The 24575-nt window shown below is 68.7% G+C and carries 23 protein-coding genes; 11 read left to right on the top strand and 12 right to left on the bottom strand.

Annotation, left to right across the window (positions count from 1 at the left end; all coding sequences use genetic code 11):
- Positions 1-5 precede the first annotated feature (5 nt).
- From ACP26O_RS14290 to purU, 4 genes are read left to right on the top strand one after another with little or no spacing between them, the layout of a single operon-like run.
- A complete protein-coding gene (locus tag ACP26O_RS14290) occupies positions 6-572 on the top strand; it encodes an adenine phosphoribosyltransferase (protein WP_011657958.1) in 567 nt (188 codons plus the stop codon).
- Between the two features lie 26 nt (positions 573-598).
- Positions 599-1213: a LysE family translocator gene (locus ACP26O_RS14285; protein WP_012364729.1), complete on the top strand. Its 615-nt coding sequence runs from the start codon at positions 599-601 to the stop codon at positions 1211-1213.
- Between the two features lie 5 nt (positions 1214-1218).
- Complete coding sequence (locus ACP26O_RS14280; protein ID WP_126228525.1) at positions 1219-2076, top strand: NUDIX hydrolase; 858 nt, start codon at positions 1219-1221, stop codon at positions 2074-2076.
- Positions 2077-2126: 50 nt separating this feature from the next.
- Positions 2127-3011, top strand: a complete 885-nt coding sequence (gene purU, locus ACP26O_RS14275) for a formyltetrahydrofolate deformylase (protein WP_011657955.1) — start codon at positions 2127-2129, stop codon at positions 3009-3011.
- Positions 3012-3118: 107 nt separating this feature from the next.
- Here the strand turns inward: purU and ACP26O_RS14270 are convergent, their stop codons facing one another.
- Both ACP26O_RS14270 and uvrA read right to left on the bottom strand, forming a co-directional pair.
- Positions 3119-4201: an AI-2E family transporter gene (locus tag ACP26O_RS14270; protein ID WP_011657954.1), complete on the bottom strand. Its 1083-nt coding sequence runs from the start codon at positions 4199-4201 to the stop codon at positions 3119-3121.
- 240 nt (positions 4202-4441) lie between these two features.
- Positions 4442-7327: an excinuclease ABC subunit UvrA gene (gene uvrA / locus ACP26O_RS14265; protein ID WP_175665594.1), complete on the bottom strand. Its 2886-nt coding sequence runs from the start codon at positions 7325-7327 to the stop codon at positions 4442-4444.
- 263 nt (positions 7328-7590) lie between these two features.
- Here uvrA and ACP26O_RS14260 point away from each other — a divergent pair, with 263 nt between their 5' ends.
- Positions 7591-8778, top strand: coding sequence for an MFS transporter (locus ACP26O_RS14260; RefSeq protein ID WP_034176676.1), 1188 nt, complete (start codon positions 7591-7593; stop codon positions 8776-8778).
- Positions 8779-8881: 103 nt separating this feature from the next.
- Entirely contained in the window at positions 8882-9433 is a 552-nt protein-coding gene (locus ACP26O_RS14255) for a single-stranded DNA-binding protein (protein WP_426356249.1), read from the top strand.
- A gap of 284 nt (positions 9434-9717) precedes the next feature.
- Here ACP26O_RS14255 and ACP26O_RS14250 read toward each other — a convergent pair whose 3' ends face one another.
- Entirely contained in the window at positions 9718-9939 is a 222-nt protein-coding gene (locus tag ACP26O_RS14250) for a hypothetical protein (protein WP_011657941.1), read from the bottom strand.
- Positions 9940-10155: 216 nt separating this feature from the next.
- Here ACP26O_RS14250 and ACP26O_RS14245 point away from each other — a divergent pair, with 216 nt between their 5' ends.
- From ACP26O_RS14245 to ACP26O_RS14225, 5 genes are all read left to right on the top strand, one after another.
- The gene (locus ACP26O_RS14245; protein ID WP_175665592.1) at positions 10156-10920 is read left to right on the top strand and encodes a ParA family protein; all 765 of its coding nucleotides are present in this window, start codon (positions 10156-10158) and stop codon (positions 10918-10920) included.
- A 479-nt stretch (positions 10921-11399) separates the two neighbouring features.
- Positions 11400-11981, top strand: a complete 582-nt coding sequence (gene phaP / locus ACP26O_RS14240; RefSeq protein ID WP_175665591.1) for a TIGR01841 family phasin — start codon at positions 11400-11402, stop codon at positions 11979-11981.
- Between the two features lie 276 nt (positions 11982-12257).
- Positions 12258-13439 (top strand): acetyl-CoA C-acetyltransferase, encoded by a 1182-nt coding sequence (locus tag ACP26O_RS14235; RefSeq protein ID WP_222152846.1) that lies wholly within the window; start codon positions 12258-12260, stop codon positions 13437-13439.
- Between the two features lie 211 nt (positions 13440-13650).
- On the top strand, positions 13651-14394 hold the full coding sequence (gene phbB / locus ACP26O_RS14230; RefSeq protein ID WP_175665361.1) for an acetoacetyl-CoA reductase: 744 nt from the start codon (positions 13651-13653) through the stop codon (positions 14392-14394).
- 199 nt (positions 14395-14593) lie between these two features.
- Entirely contained in the window at positions 14594-14794 is a 201-nt protein-coding gene (locus ACP26O_RS14225; protein WP_041491275.1) for a hypothetical protein, read from the top strand.
- An 81-nt stretch (positions 14795-14875) separates the two neighbouring features.
- Here ACP26O_RS14225 and ACP26O_RS14220 read toward each other — a convergent pair whose 3' ends face one another.
- From ACP26O_RS14220 to ACP26O_RS14180, 9 genes are all read right to left on the bottom strand, one after another.
- Positions 14876-15166 (bottom strand): hypothetical protein, encoded by a 291-nt coding sequence (locus ACP26O_RS14220; RefSeq protein ID WP_175665362.1) that lies wholly within the window; start codon positions 15164-15166, stop codon positions 14876-14878.
- Positions 15167-15188: 22 nt separating this feature from the next.
- The gene (locus tag ACP26O_RS14215; RefSeq protein WP_175665363.1) at positions 15189-15722 is read right to left on the bottom strand and encodes a hotdog family protein; all 534 of its coding nucleotides are present in this window, start codon (positions 15720-15722) and stop codon (positions 15189-15191) included.
- Positions 15719-16537: a beta-ketoacyl synthase chain length factor gene (locus ACP26O_RS14210; RefSeq protein ID WP_175665364.1), complete on the bottom strand. Its 819-nt coding sequence runs from the start codon at positions 16535-16537 to the stop codon at positions 15719-15721. Before ACP26O_RS14210 ends, ACP26O_RS14215 begins: the two co-directional genes overlap by 4 nt.
- A complete protein-coding gene (locus tag ACP26O_RS14205) occupies positions 16534-17757 on the bottom strand; it encodes a beta-ketoacyl-[acyl-carrier-protein] synthase family protein (RefSeq protein ID WP_175665365.1) in 1224 nt (407 codons plus the stop codon). Before ACP26O_RS14205 ends, ACP26O_RS14210 begins: the two co-directional genes overlap by 4 nt.
- A gap of 63 nt (positions 17758-17820) precedes the next feature.
- Complete coding sequence (locus ACP26O_RS14200; protein ID WP_175665366.1) at positions 17821-18714, bottom strand: polysaccharide deacetylase family protein; 894 nt, start codon at positions 18712-18714, stop codon at positions 17821-17823.
- On the bottom strand, positions 18711-21191 hold the full coding sequence (locus tag ACP26O_RS14195; RefSeq protein WP_175665367.1) for an MMPL family transporter: 2481 nt from the start codon (positions 21189-21191) through the stop codon (positions 18711-18713). The genes ACP26O_RS14200 and ACP26O_RS14195 overlap by 4 nt, the downstream gene beginning before the upstream one ends.
- Positions 21191-21835 (bottom strand): outer membrane lipoprotein carrier protein LolA, encoded by a 645-nt coding sequence (locus ACP26O_RS14190; protein WP_175665368.1) that lies wholly within the window; start codon positions 21833-21835, stop codon positions 21191-21193. The genes ACP26O_RS14195 and ACP26O_RS14190 overlap by 1 nt, the downstream gene beginning before the upstream one ends.
- Positions 21832-22806, bottom strand: coding sequence for an acyl-CoA synthetase (locus ACP26O_RS14185; RefSeq protein WP_175665369.1), 975 nt, complete (start codon positions 22804-22806; stop codon positions 21832-21834). Before ACP26O_RS14185 ends, ACP26O_RS14190 begins: the two co-directional genes overlap by 4 nt.
- Positions 22803-24563 carry an AMP-binding protein gene (locus tag ACP26O_RS14180; RefSeq protein ID WP_175665370.1) on the bottom strand — a complete coding sequence of 587 codons (1761 nt, stop codon included), beginning with the start codon at positions 24561-24563 and terminating at the stop codon, positions 22803-22805. The genes ACP26O_RS14185 and ACP26O_RS14180 overlap by 4 nt, the downstream gene beginning before the upstream one ends.
- Between the last annotated feature and the right edge of the window lie 12 nt (positions 24564-24575).

The following is a 24575-nucleotide window of genomic DNA, read 5'->3' as shown; positions in this document are numbered from 1 at the left end:
GTTTCATGCCGCATTCGTCGCCGGGCGCACCGCTCGATCCGGTCGCCTTCATCCACAGCCAGATCCGCACCGTGCCCGACTGGCCGCAGCCGGGCGTGCAGTTCCGCGACATCACGACGCTGCTGCAGAGCCCGAAGGCGCTGCGCATCCTCGTTGACCTGTTCGTCGAACGCTATGTCGATGCGAAGCTCGACTACGTCGCGGGGCTCGACGCGCGCGGCTTCATCATCGCGCCGATCGTCGCGTACGAGCTGAGCGTCGGCTTCGTGCCGATCCGCAAGGTCGGCAAGCTGCCGTACAAGACGCGCTCGGAATCCTACGACCTCGAATACGGCAGCGCGACGGTCGAGATCCACGAGGACGCGTGCCGCCCCGGCGACCGCGTGATCATCATGGACGACCTGATCGCGACCGGCGGCACGATGATGGCGGGGCGCAACCTGCTGCAGCGGCTCGGCGCGGTCGTCGTCGAGGGCGCGGCGATCATCGACCTGCCCGATCTCGGCGGCTCGACGCTGCTGCGCAACGCGGGGCTGCCCGTCTATACCGTTACCGAATTCGCCGGCCACTGAACGCCGGCCCACGCCGCGAGGTCACGATGCCCAACTTCATGCTGTTTCTCGCCACGTCGATTGCGATCACGTTCGCGCCCGGTCCCGACAACCTGCAGGTGCTCGCACGCGGCATCTCGCAGGGCCGCGCGGCCGGCTTCGTCGCGGCGCTCGGCTTCACGGCCGGAATCCTGTTCCATACGACGCTCGCGGCGCTCGGCGTCGCGGCCGTGCTGCGCTCGTCGCCGGTCGCGTTCCAGATGCTGAAGCTGGCGGGTGCCGCGTACCTCGTATGGATCGGCATCAAGGCGCTGCGCAGCCAGGGCCTCGCGAACGCGCATGCGCGTGCGCCGCAGCCGCTTCGCGCGATCTTCCGGCAGAGCGTGATCGGCAACCTGATGAACCCGAAGGTCACGCTGTTCTTCGTCGTGTTCCTGCCGCAGTTCGTCGACCCGCACGGCGCGCAGGGCGTGACGCTGCAGATGTTCGAGCTCGGCGCGCTGTTCATGCTGCAGACGGCCGCGATCTTCTCGCTGTTCGGCGTCGGCGCGGGCGCGATCGGCGCATGGCTGAAGCGCCGTCCGAAGGCCGGCGTGTGGCTCGACCGCATTGCCGGCGCGACCTTCATCGCGATCGGCATCCGCGTGGCGCTGAAGGACTGAATCCGATGACGTTTCCATGTATCGCGGCCGCGCGCCGCTTCGATCCGGCCGCGCATCTGCGTTTCGAGATCGCGGGCGAGCAGGTCGGCTGGGTGCGTCGCCGCGACGTCGCGAAGCTCGAGCGCTGGCCCGACGTGTTCGAGCTGAGTGACGAGCGCGTCGTGCTGTCGGCGCGCTATGACACGGTCGATGCGCGCAGCATGGCGCTCGCGAGCGCGATCGGCGCGCTGGCGGCCGAAGGCGCGATTCCCGGCTGGCGCGACGAGATCTATGCGATCCGCAACCGCTTCGACGATCCGCCGCTCGCGTATATCGAGCGCGCCGCGTCGCGTTTTTTCGGCACGCAGACTTATGCGGTGCACCTGAACGGCATCGTAGAATATGCGGCTGCGCCGGGTTCGCCCGCCGCGCCGCAGATGTGGCTCGGCCGCCGCAGCGCGACCAAGGCCACCGACCCCGGCATGCTCGACAACGTCGTCGCGGGCGGCATCGGCTGGGGCTTGGGCGTTCACGAGACGCTCACGAAGGAATGCTGGGAAGAGGCCGGCATGCCGGCCGAACTGGCGGCGCGCGCGATCGCGGGCCGGGCGGTGCAGGTGCTGTGCTCGCTGCCGGAAGGCACGCAGTCCGAACTGATCTTCGTGTACGACCTGCCGCTGCCGCGCGACTTCGCGCCGCACAACCAGGACGGCGAAGTGGCCGAGCACCTGCTGGCCGGCGTGCCCGAGGTGATCGGCTGGTTGCGCGAAGGCCGCGCGACGATGGATGCGAGCCTCGCGATACTCGACACGCTGCTGCGCCACCGCTGGCTCGCGGCGGCCGACGCAGCGGGCATCGACGCGCTGTTCGCGCCGGCCGCGTAACGCGCCGGACGGCCTATTTGACGAATACCGAAACGAAGGGAGTAGCGGTCATGTCGACCGATCACAGCTTTATCTTGAAACTGTCGTGCCCCGACCGGCACGGCATCGTTCACGCGGTCTCGGGCTTTCTGTTCGAGCGCAGCAACAACATCCTCGACTCGGCGCAGTTCGGCGACAGCCGCACCGGCGAGTTCTTCATGCGCGTGCACTTCGAGCAGGATGCCGACGGCGCGGATGCCGCGTCGGCGCTCGACACGCTGCGCCAGGAATTCGCGCCGCTCGCCGAGCAGTTCGCGATGCGCTGGGAGCTGCACGACGCGGCCGTGAAGCCGCGCGTCGTGATCATGGTGTCGAAGATCGGCCATTGCCTGAACGATCTGCTGTTCCGCTACCGCACCGGCCAGTTGCCGATCGAGATCCCGGCGATCGTGTCGAACCACAAGGAGTTCTACCAGCTCGCCGCGAGCTATAACATCCCGTTTCATCACTTCCCGCTGGTGGGCGGCTCGTCCGATGCGGCGAAGGCCGCGCAGGAAGCGCGCGTGCTGGAAGTGATCGACGAGCACCAGGCCGATCTCGTCGTGCTCGCGCGCTACATGCAGATCCTGTCGCCGAACATGTGCCAGCAGCTCGCCGGCCGCGCGATCAACATCCATCATTCGTTCCTGCCGAGCTTCAAGGGCGCGAAGCCGTATTACCAGGCGTTCGACCGCGGCGTGAAGCTGATCGGCGCGACCGCGCACTACGTGACGACCGACCTCGACGAAGGCCCGATCATCGAGCAGGAAGTCGAGCGCGTCGACCACAGCATGACGCCCGACCAGCTCACCGCGATCGGCCGCGACGTCGAGTGCGTGACGCTCGCGCGGGCGGTGAAGTGGCACGTCGAGCACCGGATCGTGCTGAACGGGACGAAGACCGTCGTGTTCCGCTGATCGGCGGTGCGCGTCGGCCATCGGCCATCGGCCGTCAGCCGGCCCCGTAAGTAACAACGCCGCGCCCTCGGGCGCGGCGTTTTTTTTGTCGCGTGATGCGGGGCGCGTCAGATCAGCCGCAGCATGTACAGCTCGCGCTTCAGGTACGCATAGAAGATCGGCGCGGCGATCACGCCCGGCAGCCCGAACGCGGCTTCCATGATCAGCATCGCGAGCAGCAGCTCCCACGCGCGCGACTCGATCTGGCCGCCGATGATCTTCGCGTTCAGGAAATATTCGAGCTTGTGGATCACGACGAGGAACGCGAGCGACGCGATCGCGGTGCCCATGCTGACCGACAGCGACACCGCGACGATCAGCGTGTTCGAGATCAGGTTGCCGATCACCGGCAGCAGCCCGACGATGAACGTGACGAGCACGAGCGTTTTGGACAGCGGCAGCCGCTGGTGGAAGATCGGCAGCGCGACGAGCAGGTAGATGCCGGTGAAGGCCGCGTTGATCGCCGAGATCTTGATCTGCGCGAACACGATCCGGCGGAACGACTCGGCGAAGCGCGACACGCGCGTGACGAGCGCGGTCGACAGCGGCCGGCGCACCTTGCCGTGCTCGACGCCGATCGCGATCATCGCGCCGATGATCATCCCGAACAGCACATGGCCGAAGCCGCGCGCGACGCTCTTGCCGCCTTGCTGGAGCTGATCCATGTGCGAGTGCATCAGCAGCGCCGCCTTGGCTTTCATCTGTTCGACGTCGACGGGCAGCAGGTTCGCGATCCAGGCCGGCGTGCGCGCGCGCGTCTGCTCGACGATCTGCATCAGCTGGCCGAGCAGGCTCTGCAGGTTCGGCACCGTGTGCTCGAAGTGATCGATGATGCCGATCGTCAGGCCCGTGAGCCCGCCGACGATCGCGATCGACAGCAGCACGACGGAGACCCAGCGCGCGCGCATGCTCGTCGTGTGGCGTTCGATCACCGGGGCGATCGTGTGGATCAGCTGATAGACCAGCAGGCCGGCCAGCAGCCCGCCCAGCAGCTTGAGTTCGATGACGAGCACCATCGCGACGAGGGCGAACAGATAGCTGCCGATCTCGATCGCGGACAGCTTCGGCAGGCTGAAGTCGCTCGTCAGCCGCACGCTGCGCAGGTGGGGCTCGCGGCTCTGCGCGTCGCGCGACTCTTGTTGCTTCTCCATCGTGGATTCCTGTCGTTCGTGTGTCGCGCCGCGCGGTGGGCGGCAGGACGGTGCTCGCCCGGCGTCGCACCGGATTGGTGCGGATAGCGAACCTTACGACCGTAAAGTATAGCCGCCATTATGGTCTGTCACGGGACAGTTTGGCTCGTGGTGTATACGCAGAAGGGAAAACGAGGGGGCCGGCGCCGCGGGCGGGCGCCGGCAGGCGGCCGGGGCGGCCGCGCGCGGGAACGGAAGCGCTCAGCCGGCCGCCGCCTTGCGGGGCGAACGCTTGAGCAGCGGCGCGAGGTACTTGCCGGTGAAGCTGGCCTTGGTCTTCGCGATCTCCTCGGGCGTGCCCTGCGCGATGATCTGGCCGCCGCCGGCACCGCCTTCGGGGCCGAGGTCGATCACCCAGTCGGCCGTCTTGATCACGTCGAGATTGTGCTCGATGATCACGACCGTGTTGCCCTGGTCGCGCAACCGGTGGATCACCTCGAGCAGCAGCGCGATGTCGTGGAAGTGCAGGCCGGTGGTCGGCTCGTCGAGGATGTACAGCGTGCGGCCCGTGTCGCGCTTCGACAGCTCCAGCGACAGCTTCACGCGCTGCGCCTCGCCGCCCGACAGCGTCGTGGCCGACTGGCCGAGGCGGATGTAGCCGAGGCCGACGTCGAGCAGCGTCTTCAGTTTGCGGGCGATCACCGGCACCGCGCTGAAGAATTCGTACGCCTGCTCGACCGTCATGTCGAGCACTTCGCTGATGTTCTTGCCCTTGTAATGCACGTCGAGCGTTTCGCGGTTGTAGCGCTTGCCGTGGCACACGTCGCACGGCACGTAGACGTCCGGCAGGAAGTGCATCTCGACCTTCAGCACGCCGTCGCCCTGGCACGACTCGCAGCGGCCGCCCTTCACGTTGAACGAGAAGCGGCCCGGATCGTAGCCGCGCTCCTTCGCGGTCGGCACGCCCGAGAACAGCTCGCGGATCGGCGTGAACAGGCCCGTGTAGGTGGCCGGGTTCGAGCGCGGCGTGCGGCCGATCGGCGACTGGTCGACGTTGATCACCTTGTCGAAGTGTTCTAGCCCCTCGATGGCCTCGTGCGGCGCCGGCTCGGCCGACGAGCCGTACAGGTGGCGCGCGACCGCGTGATACAGCGTGTCGTTGATCAGCGTCGACTTGCCGGAGCCCGACACGCCGGTGATGCAGGTCAGCAGGCCGACCGGCAACTCGAGGTCGACGTGCTTCAGGTTGTTGCCGTGCGCGTCGACGATGCGCAGCATCCGCTCGGGATCGGGCGAGAACCGCTCGTCCGGATACTCGATCGTGCGCTTGCCGACCAGATACTGGCCCGTGAGCGACTGCGGGTTCGACTGCACCTGCTTCGGCGTGCCTTCGGCGACCACCACGCCGCCGTGCTCGCCCGCGCCGGGGCCCATGTCGACGACGTAGTCGGCCGTGCGGATCATGTCCTCGTCGTGCTCGACGACGATCACCGAGTTGCCGAGGTCGCGCAGGTGCTTGAGCGTCGCGATCAGGCGGTCGTTGTCGCGCTGGTGCAGGCCGATCGACGGCTCGTCGAGCACGTACATCACGCCGGTCAGGCCCGAGCCGATCTGCGACGCGAGCCGGATGCGCTGCGCCTCGCCGCCGGACAGCGTCTCGGCGCTGCGCTCGAGCGACAGGTAGTCGAGGCCGACGTTGTTCAGGAAGGTCAGGCGCGCGACGATTTCCTGGATCACCTTGTCGGCGATCTCGCGTTTTGCGCCGTCGAGCGACAGGCCGGCGAAATAGCCGAGCGCGTCGCGCAGCGGCCAGCCGCTGATTTCATAGATGCCGCGCGCGTAGTCGCCCGCGCCGACCCGCACGTGGCGCGCCTCGCGGCGCAGCCGCGTGCCTTCGCACGACGGGCACGGCTGGTTGTTCTGGTACTTCGAGAGCTCTTCGCGCACCGCGACCGAATCGGTCTCGCGGTAGCGGCGCTCGAGGTTCGGGATGATCCCTTCGAACACGTGCTCGCGGATCGTCGTGCGGCCGCGCTCGTTGATGTACGAGAACGGGATGGTCTGCTTGCCCGAACCGAACAGCAGCACCTTGCGGATCTTTTCCGGCAGATCCTCGAACGCGGCGTCGATGTCGAATTCGTAGAACGCCGCGAGGCTCTGCAGCATCTGGAAGTAGAACTGGTTGCGGCGGTCCCAGCCCTTCACGGCGCCCGCGGCGAGCGACAGCGACGGGTGCGCGACGACCCGCTTCGGGTCGAAGAACGTGATCTGGCCGAGGCCGTCGCATTCCGGGCACGCGCCCATCGGGTTGTTGAACGAGAACAGGCGCGGCTCGAGCTCCTGCAGCGAGTACGAGCAGATCGGGCACGCGAACTTCGAGCTGAACAGGTGCTCGTGGTCGGTGTCCATCTCGAGCGCGATCGCGCGGCCGTCGGCGAGGCGCAGCGCGGTCTCGAACGATTCCGCGAGGCGCTGCTTCATGTCCGGGCGCACCTTCAGGCGGTCGACGACGACGTCGATCGTGTGCTTGTCGTTCTTCTTGAGCTTCGGCAGCGACTCGACCTCGTAGATCTTCGCGACGCCTTCGTTCGCGGTGCCGCCGCCCGAGCGCACGCGAAAGCGCACGAAGCCCTGCGCCTGCATGTCCTCGAACAGCTCGGCGTGCTCGCCCTTGCGGTTCGCGACGACGGGCGCGAGGATCATCAGCTTGGTTTCCTCGGGCAGCGCCAGCGCCGCGTCGACCATCTGCGACACGCTCTGCGCCTCGAGCGGGATGTCGTGGTCGGGGCAGTAGGGCGTGCCGACACGTGCGAACAAAAGTCGCAGGTAGTCGTGGATCTCGGTGACCGTGCCGACGGTCGAACGCGGGTTGTGGGACGTCGCCTTCTGCTCGATCGAGATCGCGGGCGACAGCCCCTCGATCAGGTCGACATCGGGTTTCTCCATCAACTGCAGGAACTGGCGGGCGTAGGCGGACAGGCTTTCGACGTAGCGGCGCTGGCCCTCTGCATAAAGGGTATCGAACGCGAGCGACGACTTGCCCGACCCGGACAACCCGGTAATCACGATCAGCTTGTGGCGCGGCAGGTCGAGATTGACGTTTTTCAGGTTGTGGGTGCGTGCCCCACGGATACGGATCTGTTCCATGAACCTGGCGAAAATGGAGGGAACCAAACCTGCTACTATAACGGCTTTTCGAGGCCGTCGTTGGGGGCCCCCAGCCTTTGCAGCAACTGGCAGCAAGGCGGTGCCCACGCCGGGGAAGCGGCCGCGCCGCACGGCTTCGGACGGCCCGCGGGCTGCCCGTCGGACGTCCCGGAAAGCGCCAGCCAGGCCTGCCGGGCCGGTGGCCCTGATCTTCCGCCGCCCGCCGCCGGGCGGACATTCCGATCATTCGAAATTCATTCCCGATGTCCAATCCGTCCGCCACGTCTTCCCGCATGAGTGCGCCCGAACTGCGCGCGACCACGTCGCTCGCGGCGATCTTCGCGCTGCGCATGCTCGGCCTGTTCATGATCATGCCGGTGTTCTCGGTCTACGCGAAAACCATCCCGGGCGGCGACAACGTGCTGCTCGTCGGCATCGCGCTCGGGGCCTACGGCGTCACGCAGTCGCTGTTCTACATCTTCTACGGGTGGGCGTCCGACAAGTTCGGCCGCAAGCCGGTGATCGCCACGGGCCTCGTGATCTTCGCGCTCGGCAGCTTCGTCGCCGCGTTCGCGCACGACATCACGTGGATCATCGTCGGCCGCGTGATCCAGGGGATGGGCGCCGTGTCGTCCGCGGTGCTCGCGTTCATCGCCGACCTGACCTCCGAGCAGAACCGCACCAAGGCGATGGCGATGGTCGGCGGCTCGATCGGCGTGTCGTTCGCGGTCGCGATCGTCGGCGCGCCGATCGTGTTCCACTGGGTCGGGATGAGCGGGCTGTTCGCGATCGTCGGTGTGCTGTCGATCCTCGCGATCGGCGTCGTCGTGTGGATCGTGCCCGACGCGGCGAAGCCCGTGCACGTGCCGGCGCCATTCGCCGAGGTGCTGCACAACGGCGAGCTGCTGCGCCTGAACTTCGGCGTGCTCGTGCTGCACGCGACGCAGACGGCGCTGTTCCTCGTCGTGCCGCGCCTGCTGGTCGACGGCGGGCTGCCGGTCGCCGCGCACTGGAAGGTCTATCTGCCGGTGATGGGGCTCGCGTTCGTGATGATGGTCCCGGCGATCATCGTCGCGGAAAAACGGGGCAAGATGAAACCGGTGCTGCTCGGCGGGATCCTCGCTATCCTGATCGGCCAATTGTTGCTCGGCAGCGCACCGCATACCATTCTCATTGTGGCGGCGATCCTGTTCGTGTACTTCCTGGGCTTCAACATCCTGGAAGCATCGCAGCCGTCGCTCGTGTCGAAGCTCGCGCCCGGTTCGCGCAAGGGCGCGGCCACGGGCGTCTATAACACCACGCAATCGATCGGGCTCGCGCTCGGCGGCATCGTGGGCGGCTGGCTGCTGAAGCACGGCGGCGCGAACACCGTCTTTTATGCGTGTTCTGGGCTCGTGGCGGCGTGGCTTATAATCGCGGCCAGCATGAAAGCGCCGCCGCGCAAGGCCTGAACCTACTTTTCGGACACGCACGGGCGGCGCTCGCCGGCTTGTCCGGCGGGCCGCTCCGACGTCTGTCGCGGGCGGCCCGGCATCGAATTTACTGGAGAAACACATGGCATCCGTCAACAAGGTCATCCTCGTCGGCAATCTCGGCGCCGATCCTGAAGTCCGTTACCTGCCGAGCGGCGACGCGGTTGCGAACATCCGTCTCGCGACGACCGATCGCTACAAGGACAAGGCGAGCGGCGATTTCAAGGAAATGACCGAGTGGCACCGCGTGGCGTTCTTCGGCCGTCTCGCCGAAATCGTCAGCGAATACCTGAAGAAGGGCTCGTCGGTCTATATCGAAGGGCGCATCCGCACGCGCAAGTGGCAGGGCCAGGACGGCCAGGATCGCTACTCGACCGAAATCGTCGCCGACCAGATGCAGATGCTCGGCGGCCGCGGCGGCGCGGGCGGCGGCGGTGGCGGCAGTGACGAAGGCGGTTACGGCGGCGGCTACGGTGGTGGTGGCGGCGGCGGTCGCGGCGGCGAGCAGATGGAGCGCGGCGGTGGCGGTGCTGGCGGCGCACCGCGCGGCGGCGCAGCAGGCGGCGGCCAGAGCCGTCCGAGCGCGCCGGCAGGCGGCGGCTTCGACGAGATGGACGACGATATTCCGTTCTAAGAGGAACGTTGGTTCCCGCTGTACGGATGGGCCCGAACTTCCGAGCTAAATCAGTGATTTGGCCTGGAGCTTCGGGTCTTTTTTCGTGTGCAGGTTTTTCGATTCGGCTGGAACGTGCCTAATCGGATGGTTCCGTTCCGTCGAACGGAGGCTGGCGTGACGCGATACGCAGTTCGTGAACTGCCGATGGCATCGACCAACGCCTTCGGCGGAATCATCGATGCGATGGCGTCGCGTGTGCGCGCTGAACTAACTGGCGCCGAGCGCGCCGGAGAACCAGCGAATTACGCTTCCGTGATCGCGACCAGATTGCTGACGCGCTCAACCGACTTTCCGCCCTTCGGCCACCGCACCAACGCGTCGCTACCGTGGACCGACAGGACCACGCCGTCGCTGCGGTCGACTGTGCCCGTGAACGTGACGCGGTTCACTTTGGCCGCGGGCGCGAACGTCGCCTTGCTGCGGCCCGGCAGCATGTCCATCAGAAACGAAAATACGGGGTACACGATTGCTCCTTCGCGAGCTTGAACTAAGGGTTTTCACCTAGTTTAGCACCGCGTATGCGGCACTGCAACATTTCGCCCCCCTTCCGCCGAGGGCGCGCCGCGTGCCGGCAACGTTTTCATTTCTGGTGCGGTGCCGCGCATCTGACTTATGTCACCCCGTCGCCACGATTGACCGGCTAAACTGGTTCTTTCGACGTTTCGATCGAAGGAGACACCATGCGGCGGGTCGTATTCAACCAGAAGGGCGGCGTGGGCAAATCGACGATCGTCTGCAACCTGGCGGCGATCAGCGCGAGCGAAGGACTGCGCACGCTCGTCATCGATCTCGACGCGCAGGCGAATTCCACCCGCTATCTGCTCGGCGACGCCGCGAGCGACGTGCATCCCGGCGTCGCCGAATTCTTCGAGACGGCGCTGACGTTCAACTTCCGGCCGGTCGACGTCGCGTCGTTCATCCATCCGACGCCGTTCGACGGGCTCGACGTGATGCCCGCGCATCCGGACCTCGACACGCTGCACGGCAAGCTCGAGTCGCGCTACAAGATCTACAAGCTGCGCGACGCGCTGAACGAGCTCGACACCTATGACGCCATCTACATCGACACGCCGCCCGCGCTGAACTTCTACACGCGCTCGGCGCTGATCGCGGTCGAGCGCTGCCTGATTCCGTTCGACTGCGACGACTTCTCGCGCCGCGCGCTCTACACGCTGCTCGAGAACGTGAAGGAAATCCAGCAGGACCATAACGCGGCGCTCGAGGTCGAAGGGATCGTCATCAACCAGTTCCAGCCGCGTGCGAGCCTCCCGCAGCGGCTGGTTGACGAACTCATCGACGAAGGATTGCCGGTGCTCGCGTCGCGGCTGTCGGCATCGGTGAAGATCCGCGAGTCGCATCAGCAGTCGACGCCGGTGATCCATCTCGAGCCGGCGCACAAGCTCGCGCAGGAGTTTCGCGCGCTGCATCGCGAGCTGGTCGGGTGACGCCGTCGGCATTATGCGCGGCAATTCATCCGATAATTGAATCGGTTGTTAATAATTCCGATTACGATTTCGGAAATAATCCTGGTAACGATTTCAGAATAAATCCGCAGAAAAACGATTACATAGCGGATTGGGCCGTTTCCATGCACACCTGTTTTACCATAACGGAAATAGTGACGCGGTAAATATTGCGAATCAGTACGGTGCATGCTGCTGTAAAATTGGGAAAATTGTTTAAGCGTGAGGCGTTGCGGCCTGACCCCACTGCGCAAAGCCCGGCCGGAATGGCGGTCATGTCGAGTTGTAAGGGTTTTCACCTAGCATTAATGCCATTTAATTGACAATTAATGCATCTAAAATGCCTTCTTCAGCTTCTCGCACTCAATGCCGTGTGCGGGTTGAAAATAAGGGAGCAGGCTGTCGATCTGACTTCCATTTCCTTTGTGTCGTCTCTCGCAATTGCCACCAGGAGCTATCCGATGTCCGTATTTGCCCCCGAAAAATTCGCCGCCGATTACCAGTCCGGAATCGCCGCATGGTTCGCACTTGCCCGTCCGGCGATCAACGGTTTCGAGGCTGTCGTCGAACTCAATGTACAGGCGGCCAAGACGGCGCTGGAGGAATACGAGGACACGCTGAAGAACGCGTTCAACACCAGCAACCCGGCCGCGGGCTTCGCGCAGCAGGTCGCCGTTCCGCAGGAAGCGGCCGGCAAGGCCGTCGCGTACGGCCGCCATCTGTTCGACATCGCGGTGTCGACGCAGGCCGAGTGGGCGAAGGTCGCGCAGGTTCAGTACGAGCAGAACGACAAGCGCATGAAGGACGTGTTCGGCGAACTGTCGAAGCACGCGCCGGCCGGTTCGGCCCCGGTGGTCGCCGCGCTGAACTCGGCGCTGTCCGCGGCGACGGCCGCGGCCGACACCGTGCGCGCAGCGGCGGGGCAGGCGATCGAGGCCGCGCAAAGCGGTTTCGACGCGGTCAGCGAAACGGCGGCGCGCGGTGCCAAGCAGACGGCCACCGCCGCACGCAAGGAAGCGGCTTCGCGCGACTCCGCTGCGTGAGCGCGTGTCGCGCGCAGGCGCGACACGAGTAAGGAATGAGCGGTGCCGGAAGGCGCCGGCCGCCGCGTGTGCCGCGTGGCGGCCGGCGAGCTTTCCGCTCGCCGCGGCGTGTCCGGATACGGCCGGAGCACGCGGATGTGCCGCGCGCATGCGCGCGCGAACGTGCAGCCGCATCGCGAGCCGCGCGGCGCTCACGCGCCGTCGCCGGCCGCAGTGCCGTGCCGGCATCGGCACACAATTCGGATCGACCCACTGATTTCAAAGCAGGAACTGAACATGACGGACGTAGTGATCGTATCGGCCGCGCGGACCGCGGTCGGCAAATTCGGCGGCTCGCTCGCGAAGATCGCGGCACCGGAACTGGGCGCGACGGTGATTCGCGCGGTGCTGGAGCGCTCGGGCGTGAAGCCCGACCAGGTGAGCGAAGTGATCATGGGCCAGGTGCTGGCGGCAGGCTCGGGGCAGAACCCGGCGCGTCAGTCGCTGATCAAGGCCGGCCTGCCGAGCGCGGTGCCGGGCATGACGATCAACAAGGTGTGCGGCTCGGGCCTGAAGGCCGTGATGCTGGCGGCGAACGCGATCGCGGCGGGCGACGCGGAGATCGTGATCGCGGGTGGCCAGGAAAACATGAGCGCGGCGCCGCACGTGCTGCCGGGCTCGCGCGACGGATTCCGGATGGGGGATGCGAAGCTGGTCGACACGATGATCGTCGACGGCCTGTGGGACGTGTACAACCAGTACCACATGGGCATCACGGCGGAGAACGTCGCGAAGGAATACGGGATCACGCGCGAAGAGCAGGACGCGTTCGCGGCGCTGTCGCAGAACAAGGCGGAAGCCGCGCAGAAGGCCGGCCGCTTCAACGACGAGATCGTGCCGGTGTCGATTCCGCAGCGCAAGGGCGAGCCGCTGCAGTTCGCGACCGACGAGTTCGTGCGTCACGGCGTGACGGCGGAATCGCTGGCGGGCCTGAAGCCGGCGTTCGCGAAGGAAGGCACGGTGACGGCGGCGAACGCGTCGGGGCTGAACGACGGCGCGGCGGCGGTACTGGTGATGTCAGCGCAGAAGGCGGCGGCGCTGGGCCTGACGCCGCTGGCGCGGATCAAGGCGTACGCGAATGCGGGCGTGGATCCGAGCGTGATGGGCATGGGCCCGGTGCCGGCATCGCGTCGCGCGCTGGAGCGTGCGGGCTGGACGCCGGGCGACCTGGACCTGATGGAAATCAACGAGGCCTTCGCGGCGCAGGCGCTGGCCGTGCACAAGCAGATGGGCTGGGACACGTCGAAGGTGAACGTGAACGGCGGGGCGATCGCGATCGGTCACCCGATCGGCGCATCGGGCTGCCGGATCCTGGTGACGCTGCTGCACGAGATGGTCAAGCGCGATGCGAAGCGCGGTCTGGCGTCGCTGTGCATCGGCGGCGGGATGGGTGTCGCACTCGCGGTCGAACGCGGTTGAGTCAGGCCTGACGAGCATGCACGTGTTCGGCGCGGGCCTGCGACGCGCACGCGCGAAGCAGGTTGCGCGCGCAACGGGCAACCCGCGACAGGTGTGATGTTCCGGTGCGCGCCGCGTCAGCGACGCGGGCGCATCGAAGCGGTGGGGCGGCGGCATGTGCCATGTCGTCGCCGCGCACCATTGATTACTTTACTTCTCGGTAACTAATAGGATGACTAAGCGAATTGCAGTTGTGACGGGTGGGATGGGCGGTCTTGGCGAAGCGATCAGCATCCGGTTGAACGACGCTGGCTACCAGGTCGTTGTCACGTATTCGCCGAACAATACCGGTGCCGATCGCTGGCTGACCGAGATGCACGCGGCCGGTCGCGAATTCCACGCTTATCCGGTGGATGTGGCCGATTACGATTCGTGCCAGCAATGCATCGAGAAAATCGTCCGGGAAGTCGGCCCGGTCGACATCCTGGTGAACAACGCGGGCATCACGCGCGACATGACGCTGCGCAAGCTCGACAAGGTCAACTGGGATGCGGTGATCCGCACCAACCTCGATTCCGTGTTCAACATGACGAAGCCGGTTTGCGACGGCATGGTCGAGCGCGGCTGGGGACGCATCGTCAACATCGCGTCGGTCAATGGCTCGAAGGGCTCGGTCGGCCAGACCAACTACGCGGCCGCGAAGGCCGGCATGCACGGCTTCACGAAATCGCTCGCGCTCGAGACCGCGCGCAAGGGCGTGACGGTGAACAGCGTGTCGCCGGGCTATCTCGCGACGAAGATGGTCACGGCGATCCCGCAGGACATCCTCGATACGAAGATCCTCCCGCAGATTCCGGCGGGCCGGCTCGGCAAGCCCGAGGAAGTCGCGGGGCTGGTCGCGTATCTGTGCTCGGAGGAGGCCGGCTTCGTGACGGGCTCCAACATCGCGATCAACGGCGGCCAGCACATGCAGTGACGCGCGGCGGCCCGGGCGGCGTTCGCGCGTGCGTCCGGGCCGTGCTCCCGCTGTATCCAGCGCCGGAGCGGCGCGGCATGCGTGCGGTGATGGATCATGGACGCAGGGTCGCCGCACATGCGGCGGGCCGGATGCGTCCGCGCTCCTGCTACCGCGTCGCGGCAGGCGTGCCGCCCCGGCCTCGCATTCCGGAGGAGGCATGGGTGAAACCTGGATGGGACTCGCGATCGGCGGCTCGGCACTGGCCGTCGCGCTGACGATGGCGATAGCGCTTCACTGGCTCGAGCGGCGCCGCGCGCGGCTGCTGCGAAATTTCGATCATCGCGATTGCTGGTTCGTCGCGTACGGCAAGTGCCTCGCGCGCAGGCCGGCGCGGCGCACGCGCAACGGCGCGCGATGACGGTGGCGGTGCGGCAGCGGCGCACTCAAGCGTCGTGCCGCATCCCGCGCATCCTGCCTGCGCTGCGCGGGACGCTCACACTCAATCGCTCTTCTGCGCGCCTTCGCCCGAATCGTTCTTGTGGAAGATTCGCTTCGTCGTGCGCTTGGTGGCATCCCAGCCCTCGCGCGACACATGCGCGATGCCGTGACCGACCGTCTTCGCGGCGCTCGCGGTCGCATGGCCGAAGCTGCGTGCAGCCTCGCCGGTCTTGTGCGCGGCTTCCTTCGAATCGCGCTTGATGTCCTGCTTCACTTCCGACATGTCCGCGTGCGCGATCGGGCTGATCAGGGCGAGGACGATTGCGCTGCAAATGAACTGACGTGCTTTCACGACCTGGTTTCCTTGGGCAAATTCATCGGGGGCCTGCGTGGCCGGCCGGCGGCGGAACGCGTGCGCCGGCCGCCGATGCATCGAGCATCACCACCGCGCGGCCGCTAAGCAGCACGCGATCGTCGCAGCGCAGCGCGAAGCCGTACAGCACGGAATGGTCGTCGCCGCCGATGCGTTCGGCGTCGACGATCAGCGGCAGCGCGAACGTGTCGAGCCGATCGACGAACGCGTCGACGTTGCGCACGCTCGCGAGATAACCGGCGCGCGGCCGCGCTTGTTCCGTGTGCTCCTGTTGCGCACTGAGCAGCGCGCCATGCACGGCCATCGCCTGCGCCGCATATTCGATCCCGCAGACCGACGCGAGCCGGCCGCGCGAGCGCAGCGGGTTGTGCGGATCGCGGTGGCTCGTCGCGCTGCAGCGGATGCGCGCGGCATCCCATGCTTCGACTCGATCGAGCACGCACATCGCGCCGTCATGCGGAATGTGCGCGGCGATCCAGGCGCGATCGAGCGTCGTCGTCGGCGGCGGCATCGGCGTCGAGACGGGCGCCGTCATGGCGCGTGCTCAGCGGCGGCATACGGCAGCGCGATATCGACCTGCACGCGCGCGTCTTCCAGATAGTCGAGCACGACGCGCGTCGCACGCCGCGCGGCGAGCGCGTCGAGCAGCGGCAGCGCACGCGCGGCCGGATTGCCGGTGCGCAGCGCGTCGAGTTCGCGGTTCGCGAGCGTCGTCGCCGGCGCGTCGGTCAGCTGCACGTCGATGCGCGCGAGCGTGCGTTCGCTTGCGTCGGGCGCGAACACGAACGCGACGCCGAATGCGTCGACGATCGGCCGCACCGCGCGCAGCGGCTCCGGGTAGTCGGTGTCGTAAGCGATCAGCAGGCTCGGCACGCGATCGACCGCGACCTGGCACAGGCTCTCGAGCAGGCCCGCGGCAAAGCTGCCGTCGTGCGCGCACAGCACGTTCGACGTCGCCATCGCACGGGTGGCGATGCTCCAGTAGCCGGCCGGCGCGTTGTGCACGGAATTGTGAAAGCGCGTGGGCGACAGGTGGCGGTCGTCGCCGGCGAGCGTCTCGCAGATCGCATGGCAATTCTGGCCGTCGCCGCCGGACGCGCTGAACACGGTCGCGAGCGTGGCGGGATCGCGCCCGCTCGCGGCTGCCGCTTCGAGTCCGACCGCGAGCGCGACGCGCACCACGGGGCCGGTGCGGCGGCGTTCCGCTGGCGGCAGGCCGGCCGGCGGCGGCAGCACGGTGCGCGCGCTCGCATAGGGCGTGCGCCCGGCGAGCACGTCGGCCGCGTGCGGCCAGTCGTTCAGTCCCGGCCCGATGAGGCCGACACTTTCGATGAAGGCGGTGACGGTCATGTCGGCTCCCGGCGGCGGGCGTGCTCGGCGCGGCCGAGGATCAGGCTGCAATTCGTGCCGCCGAAGCCGAACGAATTGGACAGGACCGCACGCAGGTGCGCGTCGCGGCTCGCGAGCACGTAGTCGGCGGCCAGCGCCGGGTCGGGTTGCGTCGTGTTGACGCCGGCCGGCACGAACTGCTCGCGCAGCGCGAGCGCGGCGACGACCGCTTCGAGCGCGCCGGCGGCGCCGAGCGTGTGACCGGTCGCCCCCTTCGTCGAGCTGCACGGCGTGCGCGCGAGCAGCGCGCCCACGGCGCGGCTTTCGGCGGCGTCGTTGCTGGGCGTCGCGGTGCCGTGCAGGTTCACGTAGTCGATGTCGCTCGCGTCGAGGCCGGCCGATGCGAGCGCCTGTTCGATCGCGACGCGCGCGCCGAGCCCGTCCGGATGCGGCGACGACATGTGATGCGCATCGCTCGATTCGCCGACGCCGAGCAGCAGGATCGCGTCGTCATCGAGCGCAGTGCGTGCGTCCGGCACGCGTTCGAGCAGCGCGAACGCGGCGGCCTCGCCGATCGAGATGCCGTCGCGCGCGACGTCGAACGGCCGGCACGGCCGGCGCGACAACAGTTCGAGCGAATTGAAGCCGTACAGCGTCGTCAGGCACAGCGAATCGACGCCGCCGACGACGGCCGCATCGATCAGCCCCGCTTCGATCATCCGGCGCGCGGAGCCGAATACCTTCGCGCCGGACGAACACGCGGACGAGATCGCCATCGCCGGCCCGCGCAGCCCGAAATACGCGCGCACGAATGCGGCCGGCGAATACGGGTTGTGGGTGTGCGCATAGCGGAACCCGGCGGGCAGTGCGCCGCTCGCCGGATCGCGTTGCTCGTACGCGCGTTCGGTCTCGAGGATGCCGGACGTGCTCGTGCCGATGAACACGCCGACGCGTGCGGCGCCATGGCGCGACACGGCCGCCGCGACGCGCGCGTCGAAGCCGTCCTGGACGAGGCCGAGCTGCGCGAGGCGGTTGTTGCGGCAGTCGAAGTCGGCGAGATCCGCGCGCACGGGCTGCGCATCGACGCCGTCCACCGAGCCGATCCACGTGTCGAGTTCGGCGCGTTCGAAGTCGCACGGCGTGAGAGCGCCGCGCGCGTGGCGCAGCGCGTTGAGGGTCGCGTCGAGGCCGCGTCCGATGCAGCTGGTGGCGGTGAAGTGCGAGAGCAGCAGAGGTTTCACGAGGGTCGCATCCGGTGGCCGGAACGGGCGCCGCAGCAGGGCTGGCGGGCGCGCCGCGCATGGTCAGATTTTATCAAACGGGGGTGCCGGCATCCCCGGCTGGCCGGGCGGTTCGGACGGTTCGGGCGTGAGCGCGGCGCGCAGCGTGGTCCACTGCAACCGCGCTTCGGCGGCCGCGCGCAGCAGCGCCGGCAGCACGTCGAGCACGACCGGTTCGCCGCGCGCATCGCGCGCCGCATGGCCGTCATGCACGAGCAGGATGTCCTGGGGCGCGAGGCCGTTCAGCAGGCGGCGCGTGACGGTGTCCGCATCGTGCTCGCGCGTGTCGAAGCCGCGTCGCGTCCAGCTGGCGAGCTGCAGGCCGAGCTCGCAGAGCACCGGCTCGAGAAACGGATTGCGCAGGCCGGCCGGCGCGCGGAAGAAGCGCGGTCGCGTGCCGGCGATCTCGGTCAGCGTCTGCTGCGCGGCGGCGATTTCGCGCCGCAGCGCGGCGGGGCCCGACAGCGAGAACGTATGCCGGTGCCGCTGGCTGTGATTCTCGACCGCGTGGCCGCGCGCGACGATCGCTTCGATCCATTGCGGATGGCGTCGCGCGAGATCGCCGATGCAGAAGAACGTCGCGCGTGCATCGTAACAATCGAGCAGGTCGAGCACGCGCGGCGTGACGTCGGGGTCCGGGCCGTCGTCGATCGTCAGCGCGATCCGGCGGCCGGCACCGGCCGGCAGCCGCGTCCAGTTCGGCCCGAGCAATGCGCTGCGCGGCCACAGGCCGGCGGCCGTCAGCGCGAGATGCGAGGCGACCACGCCGCCGGCGGCCCACGGCCACGCGGCCGGCTGCGCGACGACGGCCGCGAGCGCGCCCGCATGCAGCGCGGCGGTGCCCGCGATCAGCGGCGTCGGCTTCCAGCGGCGCGCATCGCCGGGCTGCGGCGGTGAAACGGATGACGGCGCGTTCATGCGCGAGCTCCTGTCGGATCATGGGGACGGCCGTTCGCGGCCGCGGCGCGCGGCGCGAGAATCGCCGCGAACGCCAGCGCGAGCATCGCGCCGGGGCCGACGGTCAGCCCGAAGGTTTCGAGCAGCGGCACGCGTGACAGCGCGAGCAGGCCGAAGCCGGCGACCGTCGCGAGGTTCGCGATCAGCAGCGACACGAGCGTGTATGGCGTGACCGGTTGCGCGTCGTCGCGCTTGCAGAAGAACAGCGCATAGTTCGAGCCGACCGCGACGATCAGCAGCATCCCGACGAGGTGCAGGATCGTCAACTGCACGCCGGCGAGCGCGAAGCCGGCCGTCACCACGACTACGGCCGCGACGAGCGGCGCGAGCGCGCGCACGACGCGGCGCGGCGAGCGCAGCGCGATCAGCAGCAGCACGGCGATCGCCGCGAAACCCGCGAGCGACAGCCGGATGTCCTCGTGCACGTAGTTCACGTACAGGCGGTCGGCCTCGGCCTTCATGTCGACGAACAGCGCGTCGGGTACGCCGGCGCGCGCGACGGCCGCGCGGATCGGCGCGGCATCGAGTGCTGGCTCGGCGGCTGACGCAGTGCGCGCAGCGTCCGGCGCGCGCAGCGGCAGCATCGCGCTCCAGCGGCCCGCGCGCTCGGTCAGCAGCGCGTCGACGGCGAGCGCCATCGACGTGCCGCGCAGGTCGGCGCGCGTGAGCAGCGGCGCGTGGCGCGCGGCTTCGACATCGGCGACGAACGGTGCGAACACCTCCGGCCTGACCGAGATCGGCTGGTTCGCGACGGCCGCGCGCATCCGCGCGGCGAGCGCGTCCGCGTCCGGCAGGCTCGCCTGGCGCGCGCGCTGCGCGGCGTCGCTCGGCAGATAGCGCGCGGGACTTTCGAAACCCGCGAGCGCGCCGCGATCGACGAGCGGCTGCAATTGCGCGGCGACCCGTTCCGTGCGTTCGAGCGCGGCCTGTTCGGTCGGTGCGGAAATCACGACGAGGTAGCGCACGTCCGGCGCACCGACATCGGCGCGCAGGCGCGCGTCGAGTGCCTGCGCGCGGGCGGGAACGGGGCTGAGCGCCGCGAGCTCGCGGCTCCACAGGCCGTCGCGATGCAGCACGAGCGTCGTGCACGCGGCGAGCACGAGCACGGCGAGCGGCCAGCGCAGCCGCGGCGCCGCGGCGGCCGCACGCGCGAGCACCGCGCCGATGCGCGACACGTCGCGAATCGCGACGTGCTCGCCGCGCAGATGCGGCAGCACGTAGCGCGTGACGAGCGCGGCGGCCGTCAGCCCGACGATCGAATAGAGCCCGAGCTGCACGAGGCCCGGAAAGCCGGAGAACAGCATCGACGCGAAGCCGCAAACGGACGTGAGCACGCCGAGCCGGATCGTCGGCCAGTATGCGGCGAGCCACGCGCGCATTGCGTCGGCGGGCCGCGCCGCGCCGCGCGAGCCGGCCTGCGACGATTGCACGAACAGGTAGATCGAATAGTCGACGGCCTCGCCGATCAGCGTCGTGCCGAAGCCGAGCGTCAGCCCGTGGACGGTGCCGAACGCGACGCTGACCGCCGCGATGCCGGCCGCGATGCCCGTCAGCACCGGCAGCAGCCCCAGCGCGAGCGTGCGCGGCGAGCGGTACAGCGTCAGCAGCAGCGCGACGATCAGCACGAGGCTCGCGGTCGACAGCCGCTCGACGTCGTGCCGGATCGTGTCGCGCGTATCGACGGAGAACACGCCGGGGCCGGTCATCGCGAGCGTGTACGCGGCCGGGTTCGGCAGCGTCTGCGTCGCGGCGGAGAACGCGCGGCGCACCGCGTCGATCGCGCGGGCCTGCGCGTCGGTGTCGGAGCCGGCGGCGGCCGTCTGCACGACGAGCACCGCGCGCGTGCCGTCGCGCGATGCCCACACGCCGTCGCGCACGGCCGGCTGCGCGCCGCTATCGAGCTGGTCGACGAGCGCGGTCACTTCGCCCGTCGGGTCGCGCGGCAGCATCGCCTTCGCGACGAGGCCCGCCGACGAGCCCAGCAGGTCGAGGCTGTCGCCGAGCGCCTGGTGCAGGCCGTCCGCGCTGAAGCGTTGCGGCGTGACGGCCGGGCTCAGCAGGTAGCGATGATCGAACACGAACTGCTGGTCGCGCGCGTCGTTCACGGCCTCGCCGTTGTTGATCGCCGAGAATTGCCGGTCGGCGCGCAGCGTGCCGGCGACGCGCCGCGACAGCGCGGCGCGCGCGGCCGCATCGCCGCCGTCGATCGCGACGAGGATCAGTCGCGACACGATGCCGTCGCGCAGTTGCTCGACGAGCACGCGCTGCCCGGCGCTCGGCGCGCGCGGCAGGAACGCGGACAAATCGGCCGTGAAATTCGCGCGGGCGATCGCGATCGCGCATGCGACGAGCGCGAGCAGCCACACGAGCACCGCGCGTTGCCGCCAGGCGGGCAGGCGCCGGGTGACGGGAGCGGTCAGCCGGGTGCGTTCGTCCATCAGTTCGCCGGGACGGGTTGCAGGCGCATCGTCGAATGGTCGCCGTCGGCCTGCCGGATCGCGACGCTGCGCAACACGTCGCGCGTGCCGTCGAGCGTGATCGTGCTGACGACCTTCAGCATCCGCGAATCGAGCGGCGTGAGCGTCAGCGTCCAGTCGTCGCCACGGCCGGCGAGCGCGACCTTGTACACCTGCTCGAGCGCATAGCGGTTGCCGGCGAGCGTCGCGCGGATACTGTCGATGAATGCGCCGAGCTCGGGGTAGCGCGCGAGCGCGAGCGTGAATTTGCGGTTGTTGCGCTCGACGGTGAGCATGTCGCCGTCGACGACCAGATGTTCGGGCTTCGGGCTCAGCGTGTGCTTCTCGAGATGATCGGGCGCGACGAACACGAGCTCGCCCGACGATTCGAGCGGCTGCGCGGCGATCGACAGCGTCTTCGTCTCGGTGAACGTCGCACGCCCGGACTTGTGCTGCGCGAGCGTCGACATCAGCCGGTCGAGGGTCCATGCCGAACCGGTGTCGGCCGCCTGCGCGGGCAGCGCGAGCGCGAAGGCGGCCGTGACGGCGAACACGCGTGCGGCGCGGTGCGGCGTGAACAGGGGCGACTGCGGGAACAGCGACAGGAAGCGGCGAACGGCGGTCATGCGTCGGAATCCCTCGGGGTGGACAGCCCGGTGCACGCGCGCGCATCGTCGCGGCGCGCGGCGGCGTTGCCGGTCTGCCAGAAATCGAAATAGTTGAACCAGTTGTACGGCGCCGCGCGGCAATACCGGTCGAGCAGCGCGACGTAGCGCGCGAGCGCCGCATCGACGGCCGCCGCGCGCGTGTCGCGGCGCACGTCGGAGAAATCGGCGAGCGTCTCGAAGTGCACGTCGTAGCGATTGCCGTCGCGATAGAGGCCGGTCATGAACAGCACCGGGCGCCGCAGCATCGCGGCCATGTAGAGCGGCCCGAGCGGGAATGCGGCCGGCGCGCCCAGCAGCGGCAGCCGCCGCATCGACGCGGCCGCGTCGTCGAGCAGCGTGCGGTCGGCGAGCATCCCGACCATGCAGTTCGCGTCGAGGCGCTCGCGCACCTTCAGCATCGAGTCGACCTGCCCGAGCGGAATCACTTCCGGCTTCGCGGCCGGATTCACGGCGGCGAGCGTCGCGTTGATCTTGCGCGCGTTCTCTTCGAACATCGTGACGACGACGCGCAGGTCCGGACGCGTGCGGCCGATCGCGCGCACGACTTCGAAGCTGCCGAGGTGCGCGCCCATCAGCACTGCGCCGCGCCCGCCGGCGAGCGCTTCGTCCACCCGCGTTTCGCCGTGCAGCCGGATGTCGAACAGGTCGAAGCGGCCGTTCATCAGGTAGATGCGGTCGTGGATCGTCGCCGCGAACGTGAACACGTGCCGGTACACGTCGCGCCAGCGCGCCGGACGGCCTAGCACGCGGCGCAGGTAGTCGCGCGATGCCGCGCGGGCGACCGGCGAGAACAGCACGAAATAGGCCGCGATCGCGTGCAGCACGACGCGCGACGGCTGCCGGCCGAACCGCAGCGAGATCCAGGTCATCGCGCGCAGCAGCGCCGCGTTGCTGCGTTCCTGGCGCTCGGCCCATGCGGTGCGCTTCATGGCTGCGCGCCTTCCGGTGCGGCCGGCGGCGCGGACAGCACGCCGGTCGCGACGTCGCGCGCGCCGGCGCGCAGCGTGAAGCGGATCGCACCGCCGGCCGCCGCGTCGAACGCGAGATCGAGCGGTTCGCCGGGCGCGACCGGGCTCAGGAATTTCGCGGAAGCGAGCCGCCACGTATCCAGCGGGCGGTTCAGCGAGGCGCCGAGCGCGGCGATCGCGTGATCGAGCAGCACGACGCCCGGCACGATCGGATGACCGGGGAAATGACCGGGCAGCGCCGGGTGATCGGCGGGAATCGTGAACGCGAGCGGCGCATCCGTCTCGCTGCGCTCGCCCCCGTCGGCCGCGCCGGCGCGCGTGTGCCGTGCGACGAGCGCGGCGAGCACGTCGCGCGGCAGCTTGCCCGTTTCGTTGCGCGGCAACGCGTCGACGAATACGAGCGGACGCGGCATGAACGCGGGATCGATCCGTTCGCGCAGCGCGCGTTGCAGATCGGCCGCGGCGAGCGTCGGGGCGACCACGAGCGCGACGAGGCGCGTGACCGGTTCGCGGGCCGCATCGGCGTGGGCCGGCGCGGCTTCGTCCGGCATGAAGAACACGCCGTCGACGACGCCGGCAATCGCGTTCAATTGATGATTCAGATAGGCGAGCGACGTGCGCTTGCCGGCGATGTTGACGAGGTCGGCCTTGCGGCCATGCAGCAGGAACCGGCCGTCGCCGAGCAGCTCGAGCGCGTCGCCCATTGGCACGGGGGCCTCGACGTGTCCGCCCGATACCCACATGGTCGGGCCACTGTCGTCGGCCGCGGCCTCGCCGTGCGACGCGTCATGCGCATCACGCGCATCGAGCCGGATGTCCGGGAACAGTTGCCAGGTCGCACCCTGCGACGTACGGCGCGTCGCGATCTGCCCGGTCTCGGTGCTGCCGTAGATCTCAACGAGCGGCGCGCCGAGCGCGGCCTCGGCTTCGCACGCGAGTTTTTCCGACAGCGGCGCGGTGGCCGACAGCACGAGCGCGGCCGGCGGCAGCGCATGGCCGGCCGACAGCAGCGCGCGCAGGTGGATCGGCGACGTGACGAGCACGCGCGGCTGCGGGATCGCGTCGAGTTCGTCGCGAATGTCGCCCGGATAGAACGGCTGGCGATTGCTGAACGCGAGGCCGCCGATCAGCGCGAGCAACACCGTCGACTCGAAGCCGTACATGTGCTGCGCGGGCACGGTGCCGATCAGCGTGGCCGCGCGGCCGTCGAGCAGGCCGAGGCGGTCGGCCGCCGCGCGCACGCAGCCGACCAGGAATCCCCAGGTCTTGCGGTGCGGCACCGGCGCGCCCGTCGAGCCGGAGGTGAACACGTACGCCATGATCCGCGCCGCATCGATCCGCGGCACCACGCAGGGTGTGTCGTCGGGAAGATCGCCGGCCGCGGCGTCCGGATACGCGAAGCGCGGCAGGTCGATCGTGCAGTCGGGCGCGTCGTGCAGGCAGAACGCGTCCGGTGCGAACGACGCGAGCTGGCGCACCATCTCCGGCGTATGCGTCGACGGCAGCAGGCTGATCCTGCCGGAGACGAGCGCCGCGCACAGGCTGACCGCGAAGCGGTAGCGGTCGCGGCACACGTTGAACACGTGGCCGCCGGCGGGCAGCGCGGCGGCCACGCGCGCGACGTCGGCGACGAACGTGCGCACGGTGACGGGCGCGCCGTCGCGCCAGGCGATCGTCTGGTCCGGCGACGAATGGAATACCAGCGGGTGAGTCGGCATAAATCGGCTAGA

The sequence above is a fragment of the Burkholderia sp. R-40 genome, from assembly GCF_049942845.1.
GTDB classification, from domain to species: domain Bacteria; phylum Pseudomonadota; class Gammaproteobacteria; order Burkholderiales; family Burkholderiaceae; genus Burkholderia; species Burkholderia ambifaria.
Note: the sequence above shows the minus strand (reverse complement) of the source record. Positions and strands in the feature narration are given on the sequence as shown.

Coding starts and splice junctions, on each gene's coding strand:
- ACP26O_RS14290 (WP_011657958.1), top strand. CDS start 6: ATGCCGCATTCGTCGCCGGGCGCACCGCTCGATCCGGTCGCCTTCATC.
- ACP26O_RS14285 (WP_012364729.1), top strand. CDS start 599: ATGCCCAACTTCATGCTGTTTCTCGCCACGTCGATTGCGATCACGTTC.
- ACP26O_RS14280 (WP_126228525.1), top strand. CDS start 1,219: ATGACGTTTCCATGTATCGCGGCCGCGCGCCGCTTCGATCCGGCCGCG.
- purU (WP_011657955.1), top strand. CDS start 2,127: ATGTCGACCGATCACAGCTTTATCTTGAAACTGTCGTGCCCCGACCGG.
- ACP26O_RS14270 (WP_011657954.1), bottom strand. CDS start 4,201: ATGGAGAAGCAACAAGAGTCGCGCGACGCGCAGAGCCGCGAGCCCCAC.
- uvrA (WP_175665594.1), bottom strand. CDS start 7,327: ATGGAACAGATCCGTATCCGTGGGGCACGCACCCACAACCTGAAAAAC.
- ACP26O_RS14260 (WP_034176676.1), top strand. CDS start 7,591: ATGTCCAATCCGTCCGCCACGTCTTCCCGCATGAGTGCGCCCGAACTG.
- ACP26O_RS14255 (WP_426356249.1), top strand. CDS start 8,882: ATGGCATCCGTCAACAAGGTCATCCTCGTCGGCAATCTCGGCGCCGAT.
- ACP26O_RS14245 (WP_175665592.1), top strand. CDS start 10,156: ATGCGGCGGGTCGTATTCAACCAGAAGGGCGGCGTGGGCAAATCGACG.
- phaP (WP_175665591.1), top strand. CDS start 11,400: ATGTCCGTATTTGCCCCCGAAAAATTCGCCGCCGATTACCAGTCCGGA.
- ACP26O_RS14235 (WP_222152846.1), top strand. CDS start 12,258: ATGACGGACGTAGTGATCGTATCGGCCGCGCGGACCGCGGTCGGCAAA.
- phbB (WP_175665361.1), top strand. CDS start 13,651: ATGACTAAGCGAATTGCAGTTGTGACGGGTGGGATGGGCGGTCTTGGC.
- ACP26O_RS14225 (WP_041491275.1), top strand. CDS start 14,594: ATGGGTGAAACCTGGATGGGACTCGCGATCGGCGGCTCGGCACTGGCC.
- ACP26O_RS14215 (WP_175665363.1), bottom strand. CDS start 15,722: ATGACGGCGCCCGTCTCGACGCCGATGCCGCCGCCGACGACGACGCTC.
- ACP26O_RS14210 (WP_175665364.1), bottom strand. CDS start 16,537: ATGACCGTCACCGCCTTCATCGAAAGTGTCGGCCTCATCGGGCCGGGA.
- ACP26O_RS14200 (WP_175665366.1), bottom strand. CDS start 18,714: ATGAACGCGCCGTCATCCGTTTCACCGCCGCAGCCCGGCGATGCGCGC.
- ACP26O_RS14195 (WP_175665367.1), bottom strand. CDS start 21,191: ATGGACGAACGCACCCGGCTGACCGCTCCCGTCACCCGGCGCCTGCCC.
- ACP26O_RS14190 (WP_175665368.1), bottom strand. CDS start 21,835: ATGACCGCCGTTCGCCGCTTCCTGTCGCTGTTCCCGCAGTCGCCCCTG.
- ACP26O_RS14185 (WP_175665369.1), bottom strand. CDS start 22,806: ATGAAGCGCACCGCATGGGCCGAGCGCCAGGAACGCAGCAACGCGGCG.
- ACP26O_RS14180 (WP_175665370.1), bottom strand. CDS start 24,563: ATGCCGACTCACCCGCTGGTATTCCATTCGTCGCCGGACCAGACGATC.